Source organism: Pantoea sp. Cy-640 (assembly GCF_011752635.1).
Taxonomy (GTDB): domain Bacteria; phylum Pseudomonadota; class Gammaproteobacteria; order Enterobacterales; family Enterobacteriaceae; genus Pantoea; species Pantoea dispersa.
Map to the genome: position 1 here is coordinate 1 of NZ_VWXB01000016.1, position 18,176 is coordinate 18,176.

At 57.0% G+C, this 18,176-nt stretch carries 17 protein-coding genes, 1 tRNA gene and 2 rRNA genes; 5 read left to right on the forward strand and 15 right to left on the reverse strand.

The genetic code is table 11. From position 1 onward, the window contains the following. Positions 1 to 4: 4 nt before the first annotated feature. The 3 genes from rrf (F3J36_RS23675) to rrf (F3J36_RS23685) all read left to right on the forward strand — a co-directional run bounded on the left by rrf (F3J36_RS23675) (position 5) and on the right by rrf (F3J36_RS23685) (position 358). Positions 5 to 120, forward strand: a 5S ribosomal RNA gene (rrf, locus tag F3J36_RS23675). A gap of 14 nt (positions 121 to 134) precedes the next feature. Further along, positions 135 to 210, forward strand: a tRNA-Thr gene (locus F3J36_RS23680). Positions 211 to 242: 32 nt separating this feature from the next. Beyond that, a 5S ribosomal RNA gene (rrf, locus tag F3J36_RS23685) occupies positions 243 to 358 on the forward strand. 151 nt (positions 359 to 509) lie between these two features. Here rrf (F3J36_RS23685) and F3J36_RS23690 read toward each other — a convergent pair. From F3J36_RS23690 to msrP, 15 genes are all read right to left on the reverse strand, one after another. Then, entirely contained in the window at positions 510 to 1,271 is a 762-nt protein-coding gene (locus F3J36_RS23690; RefSeq protein WP_058759889.1) for an amino acid ABC transporter ATP-binding protein, read from the reverse strand. Positions 1,272 to 1,279: 8 nt separating this feature from the next. Next, positions 1,280 to 2,380 carry an amino acid ABC transporter permease gene (locus F3J36_RS23695; protein ID WP_166720754.1) on the reverse strand — a complete coding sequence of 367 codons (1,101 nt, stop codon included), beginning with the start codon at positions 2,378 to 2,380 and terminating at the stop codon, positions 1,280 to 1,282. A gap of 15 nt (positions 2,381 to 2,395) precedes the next feature. Then, entirely contained in the window at positions 2,396 to 3,574 is a 1,179-nt protein-coding gene (locus F3J36_RS23700; protein ID WP_021508165.1) for an amino acid ABC transporter permease, read from the reverse strand. Positions 3,575 to 3,640: 66 nt separating this feature from the next. Continuing rightward, positions 3,641 to 4,666, reverse strand: a complete 1,026-nt coding sequence (locus F3J36_RS23705) for an amino acid ABC transporter substrate-binding protein (protein WP_058759887.1) — start codon at positions 4,664 to 4,666, stop codon at positions 3,641 to 3,643. Positions 4,667 to 5,203: 537 nt separating this feature from the next. After that, positions 5,204 to 5,500 carry a DNA-binding transcriptional regulator Fis gene (gene fis, locus F3J36_RS23710; protein WP_003855228.1) on the reverse strand — a complete coding sequence of 99 codons (297 nt, stop codon included), beginning with the start codon at positions 5,498 to 5,500 and terminating at the stop codon, positions 5,204 to 5,206. Positions 5,501 to 5,524: 24 nt separating this feature from the next. After that, complete coding sequence (gene dusB / locus F3J36_RS23715; protein ID WP_040679767.1) at positions 5,525 to 6,490, reverse strand: tRNA dihydrouridine synthase DusB; 966 nt, start codon at positions 6,488 to 6,490, stop codon at positions 5,525 to 5,527. Positions 6,491 to 6,798: 308 nt separating this feature from the next. Next, the gene (locus F3J36_RS23720; protein ID WP_031279827.1) at positions 6,799 to 7,527 is read right to left on the reverse strand and encodes a carbonic anhydrase; all 729 of its coding nucleotides are present in this window, start codon (positions 7,525 to 7,527) and stop codon (positions 6,799 to 6,801) included. Between the two features lie 194 nt (positions 7,528 to 7,721). Continuing rightward, complete coding sequence (prmA, locus tag F3J36_RS23725; RefSeq protein ID WP_021508161.1) at positions 7,722 to 8,603, reverse strand: 50S ribosomal protein L11 methyltransferase; 882 nt, start codon at positions 8,601 to 8,603, stop codon at positions 7,722 to 7,724. 12 nt (positions 8,604 to 8,615) lie between these two features. Further along, on the reverse strand, positions 8,616 to 10,061 hold the full coding sequence (panF, locus tag F3J36_RS23730; protein WP_166720756.1) for a sodium/pantothenate symporter: 1,446 nt from the start codon (positions 10,059 to 10,061) through the stop codon (positions 8,616 to 8,618). Continuing rightward, positions 10,051 to 10,293 (reverse strand): YhdT family protein, encoded by a 243-nt coding sequence (locus tag F3J36_RS23735; protein WP_021508159.1) that lies wholly within the window; start codon positions 10,291 to 10,293, stop codon positions 10,051 to 10,053. Before F3J36_RS23735 ends, panF begins: the two co-directional genes overlap by 11 nt. Before the next feature lie 71 nt (positions 10,294 to 10,364). Then, a complete protein-coding gene (accC, locus tag F3J36_RS23740) occupies positions 10,365 to 11,714 on the reverse strand; it encodes an acetyl-CoA carboxylase biotin carboxylase subunit (RefSeq protein ID WP_021508158.1) in 1,350 nt (449 codons plus the stop codon). An 11-nt stretch (positions 11,715 to 11,725) separates the two neighbouring features. Beyond that, positions 11,726 to 12,193 (reverse strand): acetyl-CoA carboxylase biotin carboxyl carrier protein, encoded by a 468-nt coding sequence (gene accB, locus F3J36_RS23745; RefSeq protein ID WP_058759883.1) that lies wholly within the window; start codon positions 12,191 to 12,193, stop codon positions 11,726 to 11,728. A gap of 21 nt (positions 12,194 to 12,214) precedes the next feature. Next, positions 12,215 to 12,667, reverse strand: coding sequence for a type II 3-dehydroquinate dehydratase (aroQ, locus tag F3J36_RS23750; RefSeq protein ID WP_059011527.1), 453 nt, complete (start codon positions 12,665 to 12,667; stop codon positions 12,215 to 12,217). A 232-nt stretch (positions 12,668 to 12,899) separates the two neighbouring features. Then, positions 12,900 to 13,502: a protein-methionine-sulfoxide reductase heme-binding subunit MsrQ gene (gene msrQ, locus F3J36_RS23755; RefSeq protein WP_058775721.1), complete on the reverse strand. Its 603-nt coding sequence runs from the start codon at positions 13,500 to 13,502 to the stop codon at positions 12,900 to 12,902. Continuing rightward, the gene (msrP, locus tag F3J36_RS23760) at positions 13,503 to 14,507 is read right to left on the reverse strand and encodes a protein-methionine-sulfoxide reductase catalytic subunit MsrP (RefSeq protein WP_058759882.1); all 1,005 of its coding nucleotides are present in this window, start codon (positions 14,505 to 14,507) and stop codon (positions 13,503 to 13,505) included. Positions 14,508 to 14,813: 306 nt separating this feature from the next. Here msrP and csrD point away from each other — a divergent pair, with 306 nt between their 5' ends. Then, on the forward strand, positions 14,814 to 16,760 hold the full coding sequence (gene csrD / locus F3J36_RS23765; protein ID WP_088516099.1) for an RNase E specificity factor CsrD: 1,947 nt from the start codon (positions 14,814 to 14,816) through the stop codon (positions 16,758 to 16,760). Between the two features lie 311 nt (positions 16,761 to 17,071). After that, complete coding sequence (gene mreB, locus F3J36_RS23770) at positions 17,072 to 18,115, forward strand: rod shape-determining protein MreB (protein WP_003855260.1); 1,044 nt, start codon at positions 17,072 to 17,074, stop codon at positions 18,113 to 18,115. The last annotated feature ends 61 nt before the right edge of the window (positions 18,116 to 18,176 follow it).

Here is an 18,176-nt window from a genome sequence, read left to right on the forward strand (position 1 = left end):
TTTGCCTGGCGGCAACAGCGCGGTGGTCCCACCTGACCCCATGCCGAACTCAGAAGTGAAACGCCGTAGCGCCGATGGTAGTGTGGGGCCTCCCCATGCGAGAGTAGGGAACTGCCAGGCATCAAATTTAGTGTGCTGATATGGCTCAGTTGGTAGAGCGCACCCTTGGTAAGGGTGAGGTCCCCAGTTCGACTCTGGGTATCAGCACCAGTTATGGCATGAGTTCGGTTTAAAAGAATTTGCCTGGCGGCAACAGCGCGGTGGTCCCACCTGACCCCATGCCGAACTCAGAAGTGAAACGCCGTAGCGCCGATGGTAGTGTGGGGTCTCCCCATGCGAGAGTAGGGAACTGCCAGGCATCAAACACGAAAGCCCTGAACATCTGTTCAGGGCTTTTTTGTTTTCCGCGGTGACCTTTATCGCAATAAAAACCCTCAATAAAATCCACAGACATAAAAAAGCCCCTGCCATGCTGGCAAGGGCTGAATGATGCGGCGAATTGTGTTCGCTTAGTGGATAACCTGCGACAGAAACGCCCGGGTCCGCTCGGATTTCGGATTCGCAAAGAACTCTTCCGGCGGCGCCATCTCCACGATTTCACCGCGATCCATGAAGATCACCCGATCGGCAACCGTACGCGCAAAGCCCATCTCATGCGTCACACACAGCATCGTCATCCCGTCTTCCGCCAGGCCGATCATGGTATCCAGCACCTCTTTAACCATCTCAGGGTCGAGCGCGGAGGTGGGTTCATCGAATAACATAATCTTCGGCTTCATACACAGCGAACGGGCGATGGCCACGCGCTGCTGCTGTCCGCCAGAGAGCTGCCCGGGAAACTTATGGGCATGCTCAGCAATGCGCACGCGCTGCAGATAGTGCATCGCCAGCTCTTCGGCCTCTTTCTTTGGCATCTTGCGTACCCACATCGGTGCCAGCGTGCAGTTCTGCAGAACGGTCAGATGCGGGAAAAGATTGAAGTGCTGAAATACCATGCCGACTTCGGTGCGCACGCGTTCAATATTGCGTACGTCATCATTCAGGTGAATGCCGTCTACGACAATCCGTCCCTGCTGATGCTCTTCCAGATGGTTGATGCAGCGAATGGTGGTGGATTTACCGGAACCCGAAGGGCCGCACAGCACGATACGCTCGCGCGGTTTCACCTGCAGGTTGATATCTTTCAGCACGTGGAATTGCCCGTACCATTTGTTCACGTTCTCGAGCGTAATCATCATGGCGTTAGCCGCCGTTGTCATTGTTTGTGTCATGTAAAACCTCAGTGCGATTTACGCCCGGTGTGGAAGCGCTTCTCCAGATACTGGCTATAGCGCGACATGCTAAAACAGAAAATCCAGTAAACCAGTGCAGCGAAGACATAGCCTTCGGTCGACATACCCAGCCATGTAGGGTCGACGGTTGCCTGCTGCACGCTACTGAACAGATCGAACAGACCGATGATGATCACCAGGCTGGTATCTTTAAACAGCGCGATGATGGTGTTCACCAGACCGGGAATGGTCAGCTTGAGCGCCTGCGGTAAAATCACCAGCGCCTGGGTTTTCCAGTAGCCGAGCGCCAGCGACTCTGCCGCTTCGTACTGGCCTTTAGGCAGGGCCTGCAGCCCGCCACGTACCACTTCGGCGACATACGCCGACTGGAACAGGATCACGCCAACCAGCGCACGCACCAGTTTGTCTATTGTGGTGCCTTCCGCCATAAACAGCGGCAGCATCACTGAAGACATGAACAGCACGGTAATCAGCGGTACGCCACGCCAGAACTCAATGAAAATCACCGACAGGGTGCGTACCACCGGCATTTTAGAGCGACGGCCCAGCGCCAGCAGAATGCCGAGCGGCAGCGCCCCGGCAATGCCGACAGATGCGATAATCAGCGTCAGCGTCAGGCCGCCCCACTGGCGCGTTTCCACGCGGTCCAGCCCGAAATAGCCGCCATACAGCAGCAGCCAGACGACGACCGGATAGATCACCGCCCAGCAGGCGATATAGCGGCCGCAGCGCGGCATGGATTTGATAAACATCGGCACAATCGACAGCAGGCCAATCACCAGCGCCAGATTGATGCGCCAGCGCAGCTCATGCGGATAGAGCCCGTACATGAACTGGCCAAAGCGCGCGTGGATAAAGACCCAGCAGGCGCCCGCTTTCGTACAGTCCGCACGGGTTTCGCCAATCCAGTTAGCCTGGAAGATCAACCAGTTCAGCGCCGGCGGGATAACGCTCCAGATAATCCACAGGCTGAGTAACGTGAGCAGCGTATTCAGCCAGCTGGAGAACAGGTTTTTACGTGCCCAGAGCCAGGCTTTACCCAGTGGATTGCCCGACACCGGCGGCGTTTCGTGTGTGGTCACAGACATAATGGTTCCGTTCTCTTAACGCTCAACCAGCGCAATTTTGCGGTTATAGAGGTTCATCAGCAGCGAAATGAGCAGACTGATAATCAGATAAACCGCCATGGTGATGGCAATGGTTTCAATTGCCTGGCCGGTCTGATTCAGTACGGTGCCGGCAAACAGCGACACCATATCCGGATAGCCGATCGCGGCCGCCAGCGAGGAGTTTTTTACGATGTTAAGGTACTGGCTGGTGAGCGGCGGGATAATCACGCGCATCGCCTGCGGAATGATCACCTGACGCAGCGTAACCGGGTTGGGCAGCCCGAGCGAACGTGCTGCTTCGCTCTGACCATGCGGTACTGACTGAATCCCGGCGCGAATCACCTCAGCAATAAAGGAAGAGGTGTAGATCGACAGTGCCAGCGTCAGCGCTGCCAGTTCCGGAATCATGGCAAAGCCACCGCGGAAGTTGAAACCGCGCAGCTCGGGCACATCCCAGTGCGTGGCGGCACCAAACAGCGTATGGGCGATCAGCGGCAGCAGCACAATTAAACCGGCCGCAGCGGGCCAGGTGCGGCGCAGCTGTCCGGTTTTCAGCTGATGCTTGCGGTTGAAGCGGAACAGCGCGGCGCTGGCGGCGATGGCAATCGCCAGCGCGATCAGGAATGGCCAGGTGCCGGGTGCATACTCCGGCCACGGTATATACAAACCGCGGTTGCTGACAAAAGCCAGATCGAACGCGTTCAGCGCCTGACGCGGGCCCGGCAGATTGCGCAGCACGGCAAAGTACCAGAAGAAGATTTGCAGCAGCGGCGGGATATTACGGAACGTCTCGATATAAATGGTCGACAGCTTGCGCAGCAGCCAGTTATCCGACAGGCGCGCCAGACCGATGGCGAAGCCGAGGATCGAGGCGAAGACAATACAGAGCGCGGAGACCAGCAGGGTGTTGGTTAACCCGACCATAAACACGCGCGCGTAGGTATCGCCTTCGCTGTAATCGATCAGATGCTGGACGATGCCGAAACCGGCGTTGCGCTCAAGAAAGCCAAAGCCGGAGGTAATACCGCGATTGGCAAGGTTGATCACCGTGTTGTGGATCAGATAACCCACCACAGCAAACACCGCCACAATCGCGACAATCTGGTAAAGCCAGGCGCGAACCGTAGGATTACCGAACGAAAAATCCCTTTTCACGGTTGGGCGTTGCGACATGTTAAAACCTCAGTGAAGAATACGCGTGGGCACCGCAGGATGCGGTGCCCGACTGGCAGGAGACAATTAACGCACTGGTGGAGCGTACTGGATGCCGCCCTGGTTCCAGAGCGCATTCTGGCCGCGTGCAATTTTCAGCGCGCTGTCTTTACCAACGTTACGATCGAACACTTCCTGATAGTTACCAACCTGCTTGATGATGTTGTACGCCCACTTGTTGTCGAGCTTCAGGTCTTTACCGAAATCACCCTCTGCGCCCAGCAGGTGTGCCATATCTGGCGTGGTTGGCTTCGCCGCCATCTCATCAACGTTCTTCGAGCTGATGCCCATCTCTTCCGCATTCAGCATGGCGAACAGCGACCATTTCACGATGGTGAACCAGTCATCATCACCGCGACGCACGACCGGGCCCAGCGGCTCTTTTGAAATCACTTCTGGCAGTACGATAAAGTCATCCGGCTTGCCCAGCTTGATGCGCAGCGCATACAGCTGTGACTGGTCAGAAGAGAGGGTATCGCAGCGGCCGCTATCCAGCGCTTTGGCGGATTCATCAGAGCGGTCGAAGGTGACCGGCGTGTACTGCATTTTGTTAGCTTTAAAGTAGTCGGCCACGTTCAGCTCGGTATCAGTACCGGCCTGGATACACACGGTGGCACCATCCAGCTCTTTGGCGCTTTTCAGACCGGCTTTCTTATGGGTCAGGAAGCCGATGCCGTCATAGTAGTTTACGCCGGCGAACAGGAAGCCCATGCCGCCATCGCGTGATGAGGTCCAGGTGGTGTTACGCGACAGGATATCCACCTCGCCTGACTGCAGCGCAGTGAAGCGCTCTTTGGCGGTCAGCGGGGTGTATTTTACTTTGCTGGCATCGCCGAAGACCGCAGCAGCAGCAGCGCGACACACGTCAACATCGATACCGGTGAATTTGCCGCTGGCGTCAGCGTAGGAGAACCCTGGCAGACCATCGCTGATACCGCACTGTATAAACCCTTTCTTCTTAATGGCGTCCAGCGTGGTGCCTGCGTGCGCCTGCTGGGTCACGGCGAACAGCGAGGCGGCAGCAATCAGGGTGGAAAGCATCATCTTTTTCATAAAGCATCCTGTGTGGCGAGATCGTGTGTTGTTATGTTTGCGCGCACTTTACTGTGCGCTTATTTCTTTCTGTGGCGTTTAGCCATCCACGACACTGCAAAGCTGATGCCAGGTTTGCAGAATCCTGAATTCACTGGAAAGATCTTTTAATAAACGGACGTATCCGGAAAGTTGTCGCTACTATCGCGCACCAAAAGGCAGCATGACGAGTCGCCACGATCACAAATAGTGCAAAAAGTTTCACTATATGGAAGCAGTGTGAGCTAACGCTCATGAACAGGTGTACAGCAAAGTGGAATTACCGCTGAAGCGGTTCAGGATCACAAACAAAGCGGGCTGAGGGGCGATCGGAAGGATTTTTTCTGCGCGAAAACAGGGCAGGGCAGCGGCCCTGAGAGAGATGAGCTATCACGCCGGCAATTGCAACTATCGTTACCATTTTGACGATAATCGTTTCACGCGGTGTTAACACACAAACAGCAGCAACAAAAACGCCAGCCCAAAGGCTGGCGTTATCGCAGCAAGGAACCAGAACGCTTAGTTCATGCCGTATTTTTTCAGCTTCTTACGCAGCGTACCGCGGTTGATGCCCATCATCAGGGCAGCGCGGGTCTGGTTGCCACGGGTATACTGCATCACCATGTCCAACAGAGGCTGCTCGACTTCAGCCAGTACCAGCTCATACAGGTCACTTACATCCTGACCGTTCAGTTGAGCAAAATAGTTCTTCAGTGCCTGTTTAACCGAATCACGCAGAGGCTTTTGCGTCACCTGATCCTGTGAGTTAACGGTAGAAACGGTCAGTACGTCAGAATTTACGCGTTGTTCGAACATAGTTCTTTCAGCTCTTTATTTCGTTTACGCAAGATTTTCGAAGTATGCCTCCAACGCCTCCAGCTGTTCGCTGGCATCCTCTATGGCGTTGAATGTGCGCCGAAACTGGTCGTCAGGGGCACTTTCCTGCAAATACCAGGAAACGTGTTTTCGGGCAATACGGTATCCCTTGCGCTGACCGTAAAAGTCGTGCAGCTCCCGTATGTGTCCAATCAGCATATGCTTCACTTCAGCCAGCGGCTTCGGTGCCAGCAGCTCCCCTGTGTCCAGATAATGCTGGATTTCCCGGAAGATCCACGGTCTTCCCTGAGCAGCGCGTCCCACCATCAGAGCATCGGCTCCGGTGTAGTCGAGCACTGCCCTGGCTTTGTGCGGGTCAGTAATGTCACCATTCGCGATAATCGGAATAGCGACGCTCTGCTTAACTGTCCGAATGCTGTCGTATTCAGCTTGCCCTTCAAACAAACAGGCGCGCGTGCGGCCATGAATGGTCAGGGCCTGAATACCACAGCGTTCAGCCAATTGGGCAATCTCTACACAATTACGATTTTCTTTGTCCCAGCCGGTGCGAATCTTCAGCGTAACCGGTACATCGACTGCGTTCACCACCGCACGGAGGATTGACTCCACCAGCTGCGGATGCTGCAGCAGCGCTGAACCTGCCATCTTACGATTCACTTTTTTAGCCGGGCAGCCCATGTTGATGTCGATAACCTGTGCACCGGACGCAACATTAATGCGCGCGGCGGCGGCCATCTCATCGGGATCGCAACCCGCAATTTGCACGGCGCGAATACCGGGCTCGTCACTATGCACCATACGCAAACGCGATTTGTCACTGGCCCAGACTTCCGGGTTCGATGACAGCATCTCGGAGACAGTCATACCGGCGCCGTTGTCATAACACAGGGTGCGAAATGGCTTGTCGGAAACTCCGGCCATAGGCGCAGCGATGAGTCGATTACGTAGCTGGTGATGTCCAATGCGCATGAAAAAGAAGTGACCCTAACTGTTCGCAAGGCGGCGTATATTACGCATTTTTTCCGGAAGATGAAAGGCCAAACTTTGAACAATTCGCCGTTTAAGATCAGGGAAATGGGGCTTAGCAGCGGGGTATTCATCATTACTTGTTTAAATTCAGTGAATTACAAAAATACGCTGAAATTGTGAGCAAAAGTTTTTCCAAAAATATGCGCTGAATCACAACATAAAAACCGCCACTTCCGCGAATCGGCAAGAGAAATGGCGGTGATTTGATTGAAAAGTGAACGGTTTATTTACGTTTAGTGAGTATTTCGTTACTCAACCACCAGCCGGCCATTGAGCGGCTGTACCGGGCGGCTGTTACCGTGTTCACCCAGCACCGCGCTAAAGGCCTGCAGCTGCTGTGCAGAAGCCGTTACCGGTTGCTTCATCACCAGCCAGCGCACGCCTTCACTGCACGGTGGCGTGGTGAGTGAACCGCTGAAGCGGTAGTAACGGCGATCGGCGGGCAGCAGTGGCGTAATATCGACATCCTGCTGCAGCGTAGCTGGCTGATTGACCTGCGCCGGCAGCGTATCCAGCAGCGTCGTCAGTACCGGATTTGCCGCACCGGCTTCGAACATCACCCCGATGACCGCCAGCTGCTGCTGCTCGTCACTGAATACAAAGTGGCCCTCAAGCGGATAGCGTTTGCCGTCGATCAGGTTTTCGCTCGGGGTATGGAAGTGGAACTGCTTCAGCGTGAAGGTCTCGCCGTCCAGCGTCAGCGTATCGCCCTGCTGCAGGTTGATCTGCACGGTATGGCCGTTGTTAACAATGGCGGCCTGGCGCGCCTGCAGTTCCAGCGTCAGCGCCGGCAGACTGGCATGCAGCGCCTGGCGAATATCAATCGGCGACTGATTCACGCCCTGCTTGCAGACGTGAAAATCAGGGGACAGGTCGCCCCACTGCTGTGGCTGTGCGTAATCCCAGGCGGCAGCCTGAACGTGAGCAAAAGGCGCTGCTGCCAGCAGCAGAGCGATCAGTGTGTGTTTGCTTTTCATCATCATTTATTCACTAAGCGATATATCAATGTTATGTGCCGCGCACGACACGGTTAACAGGGATAGCGCTATCGCCTGGTGCGGCAGTCTACTGATTTCAATGTAAAGAAACGGCAGGAAAACGGGGCTGGCGGGGATTTGAGACAGGTCTCAGACGGGGAAATCGGGCCAGCAGTTGCTGGCCCATGCGTCGGTTAGCGGCGCACGCCAGTGATGCGACACCACTCTTCTTTTTCCGCCACGGCGTCCAGCGCAAAGCGCTCCGCATAGGCTTCACACACGCTTTCCGCCTGGCTGGCCAGCACGCCGGACAGACCGAGATGGCCGCCGGCTTTCGGCAGCACGCCAATCAGCGGCGCCAGTTCGCGCAGCGGACCGGCGAGGATATTGGCGACCACCACATCCGCCTGCAGGTTTTCCGGCTGCTGGTGCGGCAGATACAGCGACAGGCGGTCGGCCACGCCGTTGCGCTCCGCGTTATCGCGGCTGGCCTGGATCGCCTGCGGATCGATATCAATGCCGATCGCCTGAGCTGCACCGAGTTTCAGCGCGGCGATAGCCAGAATGCCGGAGCCACAGCCAAAATCGATCACCGTTTTGCCCTGCAGATCGAGACCATCCAGCCAGCTCAGGCACAGCGACGTGGTGGGATGGGTGCCGGTACCAAAGGCCAGACCGGGATCAAGCATCACGTTGACTGCATCCGGATCCGGCACGTCGCGCCAGCTGGGGCAGATCCACAGGCGTTCACCGAAGCGCATCGGATGGAAGTTATCCATCCATTCGCGCTCCCAGTCTTTATCCTCGATCTGTTCGATCTTATGGCGGAAACCCGATCCCAGCAGCGGATGCTGGCTCAGTTCAGCCACTACGTCGTCCATGGCGGTTTCCGCGTCGAACAGGCCAGTCACATCGGTATCGCCCCACAGGCGGGTTTCACCGGGCAGCGGCTCATACACCGGGTTGTCGTGCGTGTCCTGAAAGGTGACTGACACCGCACCGGCATCCATCAGCGCGTCGCTGAGGGTTTCGGCGTGCTCGCCGGTGCTGTTAATTTTGATTTGAATCCATGGCATAGCGTTTCTCTTTTATTCCAGGGCAGCATCGCGAGTGTCAGGCGCGCTGCCGAACAGATTACCCACCAGGAAGGCCAGCAGGCTTAATGTCAACGATGGCACGATAGGGTGAAAGCCCCACACTTCGATTTTCAGGCTGGCAAGCAGCGTATAGCATCCGGCTCCCACCACCATGCCACTGATGGCGCCCGCCGCATTGGCGCGCTCCCAGTACAGTCCCAGCACCAGCGGCCACAGAAAGACCGCTTCAAGGCCACCGAACGCCAGCAGGTTGAGCCAGATAATCATATCTGGCGGATTCCAGGCCGCCAGCAGCAGCAGCAGGCCGAGCACAAAGGTGATGGTGCCGGAGAGCAGCCGCAGACGCGCCTCGTTCTCGCTGTGCTGCGGCGCGATACGCAGGTAAAGATCTTTGATCAGCGTAGCGGACGATTGCAGCAGCTGCGCGTTAATCGTCGACATGATCGCCGCCATTGGCGCGGCGAGGAACACGCCAGCCGCCATCGGTGGCAGCACGGTGATCATCAGCGTTGGGATCACGCGATCCGGAATCGCCAGATCCGGCAGTACCGCGCGACCGAGTGCGCCGGCCAGATGCATGCCGAGCATCAGTATCACCACCACGATAGTGCCGAGGATGATACCGCGATGCATCGCTTTGCTGTCTTTGTAGGAGATGCAGCGCACGGCGGTATGCGGCAGCCCAATCACGCCAAAGCACACCAGCACGGCAAACGAACTGAGGAAGGTTGGATTGATGACGTTGCCGACGCCTTCCGGTGACACCAGCTGCGGATCGATGCTACGCAGTTTGGTGACCGCCGTTGCCAGGCCGCCCGCCTGGTGGATGACGGCAAACAGCAGCAGGAAGGTGCCAATCAGCATCACCAGCCCTTGCATGGCATCGTTGAGCACGCTGGCGCGAAAACCACCGAACGCGGTATACAGCGCGATGGTGCCGCCAAAAATCAGCAGCCCGGTATCATAAGGAATACCGGCGGCCGTCTCCAGCAGGCGCGCGCCGCCGATGAACTGTACCGTCATGGCACCAATAAACGCCACCAGCAGGCTGATACTGGCCAGCCAGATGAGCAGCGGGCTGCGGTAGCGGCCGTACAGCATGTCATTGAGCGTCACCGCGTTGTAGCGTCGCGCCAGAATCGCGAATTTTTTGCCCAGCACGCCGAGCGACAGCCAGACCGCCGGCACCTGAATCATCGCCAGCAGTACCCAGCCCAGCCCGTATTTATACGCCGCGCCCGGCCCGCCAATAAATGAGCTGGCGCTGATGTAAGTGGTGGTGATGGTCATCGCCAGCACAAAACCGCCCATTGAGCGACTGCCGAGGAAATACTCACTCAGGAAGTTGCCGTGGCGCTGTTTGCGCATGGCAAACACCGACAGCCCGGCAATCAGCACCAGATAGGCCAGCAGTGGCAGAATGATTTCAGTTTCCATCGTGGTCCTCCAGAGACATATCGCGGAACACCACGCGCACCATCAGCCAGCACAGGCCGATGAACAGCACGGGCGCGAACACGCAGGAGAACTCAAACCAGCGCGGTAAACCGGTGAAACCGCTTTGTGTGCCGCCGAGCCATGCGGACACGCCCCAGACGGCGAGGTACGCCAGCGTCAGGTACAGCGACCAGCGCGCCTCTTTGTTAGCTTGCAAAAAACGCCCATCCATCATGCAACCTCAAAGGCAACAAAAATGAAAAAGGCCGGTTTAACCGGCCTCTGCATTGCTCTGCGCTGCGCTTACTTCTCGTGCAGGCCGAGTTTTTTCTCCAGATAGTGGATGTTAGTACCACCCTGCTGGAAGTTTTCGTCGGTCATGATGCGCATCTGCAGATCGACGTTAGTCTTGATGCCGTCGATGATCAGTTCTGCCAGCGCATTTTTCATGCGCGCAATAGCCACGTCACGGTTTTCGCCGTAGGTGATCAGCTTACCAATCATTGAGTCGTAGTACGGCGGCACGCTGTAGCCGGCATAGATGTGCGATTCCCAGCGCACGCCAAAACCGCCTGGCGCGTGGAAACGGGTGATCTTGCCCGGGCTCGGCAGGAAGGTGTTCGGGTCTTCGGCGTTGATACGGCACTCGACCGCATGACCGCGCACCACCACATCTTCCTGTTTGATTGACAGCGGCTGACCGGCAGCAATACGCAGCTGCTCTTTGATCAGGTCGACGCCGGTGATCATCTCGGTGACCGGATGTTCCACCTGAATACGGGTGTTCATCTCGATGAAGTAGAACTCACCGTTTTCATACAGGAACTCGAACGTACCGGCACCGCGATAGCCGATCTCCACGCAGGCGTTAGAGCAGCGCTCGCCGATGTAGCGACGCAGTTCCGGCGTGATGCCCGGTGCTGGTGCTTCTTCGACCACTTTCTGGTGGCGGCGCTGCATGGAGCAGTCACGTTCGGCCAGATAGATGGCGTTGCCCTGACCATCGGCCAGAACCTGAATCTCGATGTGGCGTGGATTCTCGAGGAATTTCTCCATGTACACCATGTCGTTGTTGAAAGCCGCTTTGGCTTCCGCTTTCGTCATGTTGATGGACTGCTCAAGATCCTTGTCGCTGCGCACAACGCGCATACCACGACCGCCGCCGCCGCCAGAGGCTTTGATGATCACCGGATAGCCGATGCGCTTAGCGATGGCACGGTTTTTCTCCATGTCGTCGGTCAGCGAACCGTCAGAGCCTGGTACGGTCGGTACGCCGGCTTTTTTCATCGCGTTGATCGCTGACACTTTGTCGCCCATCAGGCGAATGGTGTCGGCTTTCGGACCGATGAAGATAAAGCCAGAGCGCTCAACCTGCTCGGCGAAATCGGCGTTCTCAGAGAGGAAGCCGTAGCCCGGATGGATCGCAACCGCGCCGGTGATTTCGGCGGCGGAGATCAGCGCCGGGATATTAAGATAACTTTTGACCGACTGCGCCGGGCCGATGCAGACGGTTTCGTCCGCCAGCAGCACGTGCTTCAGATCGCGGTCTGCCGTGGAGTGTACCGCCACAGTCTTGATGCCCAGTTCTTTACAGGCACGCAGAATGCGAAGCGCAATCTCACCACGGTTAGCAATGACAATTTTATCCAGCATGCTTCGCCTCGTTATTCGATGACGACCAGCGGCTCGTCGAATTCAACCGGCTGGCCGCTTTCCACCAGGATCGCCTTCACAACGCCGGATTTATCGGCTTCGATCTGGTTCATCATTTTCATCGCTTCAACGATGCACAGGGTGTCACCAGCGTTCACTTTCTGACCCACTTCCACAAACGCTTTGGCGTCCGGGCTTGGGGTGCGATAGAAGGTACCGACCATCGGCGAACGCACGATGTGGCCGCTGACTTCAGGTTTAGCCGCTTCTGCAGCGACAGGCGCAGCAGCAGGTGCAACCGCAGCAGCCAGCGCAGGCTGTGGAGCCGGAACAGCATAAGCCTGCTGCATCATAGGGTAACCGACATTGGCAGGTGAACGGCTGATGCGAACCGACTCTTCGCCTTCAGAGATTTCCAGCTCAGCGATGCCGGACTCTTCAACCAGTTCGATCAGTTTCTTAATTTTACGAATATCCATGAGTGTGGTTCCGTACTCTGTTTAATTGGAATGTGACAGGCGTTTTACGGCCGTTTGTAAAGCCCACGAGTAGCCGTCGGCGCCCAGTCCGCAGATGACGCCGGCAGATACATCGGAAAGATAGGAGTGATGTCGGAACGGTTCGCGTGCATGCACATTAGAGAGATGCACCTCAATAAAAGGAATGCTAACCGCCAACAGCGCATCGCGCAGGGCAACGCTGGTGTGCGTAAACGCAGCCGGGTTGATGATGATGTAATCGACGTTGCCGCGGGCTTCGTGAATACGATCAATCAGCTGGTATTCCGCATTCGATTGCAAATGACTCAATTTCACATGGTGCTGGTCGGCCTGTTGCGTCAGATCGCTGACAATCTGCGCCAGCGTCGTATGACCATACTTCTCAGGCTCGCGCGTTCCCAACAGGTTCAGGTTGGGTCCGTTTAACAGCAGTATGTGAAATTTATGCGCCATCTTGCGGCTATCTCCTGCAATCAGTGAGGCATCGCGTAAAATACCGCGACATCCTTCATTTGTCACTCTTCAGAGTGAAAAAGAAGACTTCGCTTGCAATAAAGCCGGGCATTATATCCGTTTCGAGGCAATTCGCAGCAAAATACTGGTCTTATCTGCGAAGTTGATCCGGCGAGGCCCGAAGGCCACACCTTTTAACAGATCTCGCAGCAGGAAAACAACCTTGCGGGGATTATCGGCGCAGAAGTTTACGCAACTTATTGTAACGCCAGCCTAACAGCGCCAGCGCCAGAAGTGCATAAATCCACGGCTGCGGTGACAGCACTTTCACAGACCAAAGATAGTGGACAGGCGCGAGGATCGCGACCAGATAGATGCCGTTGTGCAGCGTTTGCCAGCGGCGTCCCAGTTTGCGCTGGGCGCGCTGAAAAGAGGTGACGGCGAGAGCAAACAGAATAATCCAGCTGATCATGCCCAGTAACAAATAGGGGCGCGAAACAATCTCACTGCCGAGTAATCGCAGATGATCGTAACCCAGTTCCAGAAGATAGTAGCTGGTGAGATGCAGACAGGCCCAGGCAAAGCACCACAGGCCGAGCAGCCGGCGGGTACGAATCAGCAGCGGCTGCTTCAGATAACGCGTCAGCGGGCTTACCAGCAGCGTCGCCAGCAGCAGCTTCAGCGCCATGCGGCCGGTAAAATGCTGGATATCTTTCGCCGGATCGGCGCTCAGCCAGCCCTGATTTGCCGCCAGAAACAGGTACACCAGCGGCAGAAACGCCGCCAGATGCAGCACCACTTTCAGCAGCGTAACGTGGCGTAATGTCAGGCGCACTCAGTAGTTCTCCCGTAAATCGAGACCGCGATACAGCGAGGCCACCTCTTTAGCATAACCGTTGAACAGCAGCGTCGGCTGGCGCTCCACCTTGAGAATGCCGCCCGCACCGATAAAGCGCTCAGTCGCCTGCGACCAGCGCGGGTGGTTGACGTGCGGATTCACGTTAGCGTAGAAGCCATACTCGTTAGCGGCGATCTGGCTCCAGGTGGTAGGCGGACGATCGTGCGTCAGGGTAATTTTGACGATCGACTTAATCCCTTTGAAGCCATATTTCCACGGCACCGTCAGGCGAATCGGCGCGCCGTTTTGCGGCGGCAGCGCTTTGCCGTAAACGCCGGTGCTGAGCAGCGTCAGCGGATGCATCGCTTCGTCCAGCCGCAAGCCTTCAACATAGGGATAATCCAGCCCGCCGCCGATAAAGCGGTCCTTTTGTCCCGGCATCTGATCGGGCGCGTATAGCGTCTGGAAGGCGACATAGCGGGCATTGCTGGTGGGTTCAGCCAGCTTCAGCAGCTTGTTGAGTTCAAAGCCTACCCAGGGAATCACCATCGACCAGGCTTCAACGCAGCGCATGCGATAGATACGCTGCTCCATGGCGAAGCGTTTGAAGATGTCGTCCATATCCAGCGTCATTGGCTTCGCCACTTCGCCCTCAATGCGCAATTGCCACGGGTCGGTTTTCAGCGTGCCGGCATTGGCGGCAGGATCGGCTTTGTCGAGACCAAATTCGTAGAAGTTGTTGTAGCCAGCGACTTTATCAAACGGCGTCAGCGGCAGGTCCGCCTGCCACTGGGCCGGTTTACTGAACTGCAGATCGCGTCCGGCAGGCGCCGGCGGCCTGTCATTGCCCTTAAACCAGCTCAGCACATCGGCCTGTGCGCCGCCGGGCAGGCTGGCCGCGGCAGCGCCAAGCCCCAGCGCTTTCAGCACCTGGCGGCGGCGCAGATTAAAAATGCTTTCCGGCGTAACATCGGCTTCGGTAAGGATGTGCTTGCGCTTCATGGCGTTCTCCGGCAAATCGATTAACTGCAGCTAGCATGATCAAACGCTGCCCGGCGCGCCACTTTCGCTGGCAAAATGTGAAATTTCCTGGCCGGTGCGTTCTGTTGAGAATAGGACGAAAAAGCCGCCCCGGAAGCCAGCGCTTCACACTTTGACGTTATACTCGCGCCGCAGGGTGGCGAAACCCGGCGCCGGGCGGGCGCTGATTTGGATCGGTAATTGTGATAATTTGCTCAGGTTTGCACCAGCGCGGCTGGCGCGAACCGTTGGCTGGCGTTCATAAACCGCAGTGATACAGGCACAGGGATGCGATTAACAACCAAGTTTTCTGCGTTTATTACCTTATTAAGCTTACTGGCGATGTTACTGATGCTGGTAGGCTGCGCTTTTAGTTTTATCTGGCTGTCGCAGCAGCGCGTAGAGAACCGTGTGGAGACGCTGGCGACGGAAGTCGATAAAGCGCTGGCCAGCCAGTCACCGCAGGAACTGACGCAGTGGCTGACGCGCCTGATGCCCGTCATCAATGCCGAACAGCTGGAACTGCATCACGATGATACCGTGCTGTTCCGCCTCGCGCGTCATGAAAATCCGATGCTGGAAGACGAGCCCAACCGTTTCATTCAACTGGATGTGCCGCTGGTGCACGCGCCGGGTATGGCGCTGCGCGTGGTGGTGCTCGATCCCGCCAAAACCTGGTTCCGCTCGTTCACCGGTGCCTATACGCTGATTATCCTGCTGACGGTGGTGGCGATCATGTCGGCGCTGCTGGTGATGACGCACCGCTGGCTTAACCGCCGCTGGCAGCATATGGAGCGGCTGGAGGCGCGCGCGGAGCGCATTCTGGCTGGCGAGCGCGCGCCGCGCAGCGATACCATCGCCGAATGGCCGCCGAAAGCCAGCCGCGCTATCGATCTGCTGCTGGGGGATTTACAGGAAGCCGGCGAGCAGCGTCTGCGTATCGACACCTTAATCCGCACCTTTGCCGCACAGGATTCGCGTACCGGCCTGAATAATCGCCTGTTTTTCGATAACCAACTGGCCACGTTGCTGGAAGACCAGGAAGACGTTGGCACGCACGGTGTGGTGATGATGGTGCGGCTGCCGGACCTCGACACGCTACATGAAACCCTCGGACCGACGCTGGTCGATGAATACCTGTTCGACCTGGTGAACATGCTCTCCACCTTCGTGCTGCGCTATCCGGGTGCGCTGCTGGCGCGCTATTTCCGCAGCGACTTTGCCGTACTGCTGCCGCACCGCACTTTGAAAGAGGCCAACAGCATTGCCGACCAGCTGATCAACGCGGTGGATTCGCTGCCGCCGATGCGCATGGTGGATCGCGATGATCTGATCCACATTGGCATCAGCGCCTGGCGCAGCGGCGAGTCGGTGTCGCAGGTGATGGAGAATGTTGAACTGGCCACGCGCCGGGCGGCGCTGCAGGGCGGCAACAACTGGTCGGTGGGCGAGGGCAATACGCTGGAGATGGGGCGCGGCAGCGTGCGCTGGCGCACCCTGCTGGAAAACACCGTAAACCGCGGCGGCCCGCGTCTGTACCAGAAACCTGCGGTGCTGCTGGACGGCAAAGTGCATCACCGTGAAATGCTGGCGCGCGTGTTCGACGGCGACAAAGAGGTGGTGTCGGCAGAATTCATGCCGCTGGTGCTGCAGCTTGGCATGGCCGACAGCTGGGATCGCCAGCTGGTCATGCGTATTGCGGCGCTGTCGGAGGTCTGGCCGGATGAAACGCTGGCGCTGCCGGTGAATATCGATTCGCTGCTGCAACGGCCGTTCCAGCGCTGGCTGCAAAAATTGCTGCTGCAGTGCAGTAAATCGCAAAGAAAACGATTTTTATTTGAACTTGCTGAGGCGGATGTTTGTCAACACATCAATCGTTTAGTGCCGGTTTTCCGTATGCTGACTGCGTTTGGCTGTCGGATTGCGGTAGATCAGGCCGGATTAACGGTGGTGAGTAGCGCTTACATCAAGCAGTTCCCGATTGAGCTGATCAAGCTCGACCCGGGTCTGATTCGCAACATTGAGCGCCGTACAGAAAACCAGCTGTTCGTGCAAAGTTTGCTGGAAGTGTGTAAATCCACGCCCACCAAAGTCTTTGCCGCCGGTGTACGCACGCGCGCGGAGTGGCAAACGCTGGCCGGGCTGGGCGTCGCGGGCGGCCAGGGCGACTTTTTTGCTCCTTCGCTGCCGGTGAACAGTAACGTGAAGAAACACTCGCAACGTTACCGGATTTAGCGCGTCAGCCACAGATACGGCAGCAGGCGGCTATTTTTCGCCTTTATGCCGTGCGCAGCCGGCGCGATCGGCGGCGGGAAATGTTAGATTTTATGTCGGAATTCACCCGCGACCGGCGGGTGAATTTGCGTTTAGAGCGGCAGCTTAGCGCCGTTTAACGCCGGTGTCGGACGGCAGCACCGCCGCGAAAAATTATTCAGCCTGGTTTTTCACCGAAGCAGAACGTTTTTGCGCCTTGTAGCGGCTTCGCGTGGTTGGTAAAGTAGGCGGATTTTATTTTCCGCCCCCAGCTTGCAGGATTATCCCTTAGTATGTTTAAAAAATTTCGTGGCATGTTTTCCAATGACTTGTCCATTGACCTGGGTACCGCGAATACCCTGATTTACGTAAAAGGACAAGGCATCGTGCTGAACGAGCCTTCTGTGGTTGCCATTCGTCAGGATCGCGCCGGCTCCCCAAAGAGCGTAGCGGCTGTTGGTCATGATGCAAAGCAGATGCTTGGCCGTACGCCGGGTAACATCGCAGCTATCCGTCCGATGAAAGATGGCGTTATCGCCGACTTCTTCGTGACTGAAAAAATGCTCCAGCACTTCATCAAGCAAGTGCACAGCAACAGCTTTATGCGCCCCAGCCCACGCGTGCTGGTGTGCGTGCCGGTCGGTGCGACCCAGGTTGAGCGTCGTGCCATCCGCGAATCGGCGCAGGGCGCCGGTGCCCGTGAAGTGTTCCTGATTGAAGAACCCATGGCCGCGGCAATCGGCGCGGGTCTGCCAGTGTCAGAAGCGACCGGCTCGATGGTGGTGGATATCGGTGGCGGTACGACCGAAGTCGCGGTTATCTCCCTGAACGGCGTGGTTTACTCTTCTTCTGTGCGTATTGGTGGCGATCGCTTCGATGAAGCTATCATTAACTACGTGCGCCGTAATTACGGCTCGCTGATTGGTGAAGCCACCGCTGAGCGTATCAAGCATGAGATCGGTTCTGCTTATCCGGGTGACGAAGTGCGCGAGATCGAAGTGCGCGGTCGTAACCTGGCTGAGGGCGTGCCGCGTGGCTTTACGCTGAACTCGAATGAAATCCTGGAAGCGCTGCAGGAGCCACTGACCGGTATCGTCAGTGCCGTGATGGTCGCGCTGGAGCAGTGCCCGCCGGAGCTGGCGTCTGACATCTCCGAGCGCGGTATGGTGCTGACCGGTGGCGGTGCGCTGCTGCGTAACCTGGATCGTCTGCTGATGGAAGAGACCGGTATTCCGGTGGTAGTCGCAGAAGATCCGCTGACCTGCGTAGCGCGCGGCGGCGGTAAAGCACTGGAAATGATCGACATGCATGGCGGCGATTTGTTCAGCGAGGAGTAATTCCTCTCCGGCTGAGACCGTGGTCAAATTGCGCAGGGAATAGCGACGATACCCAAAATCA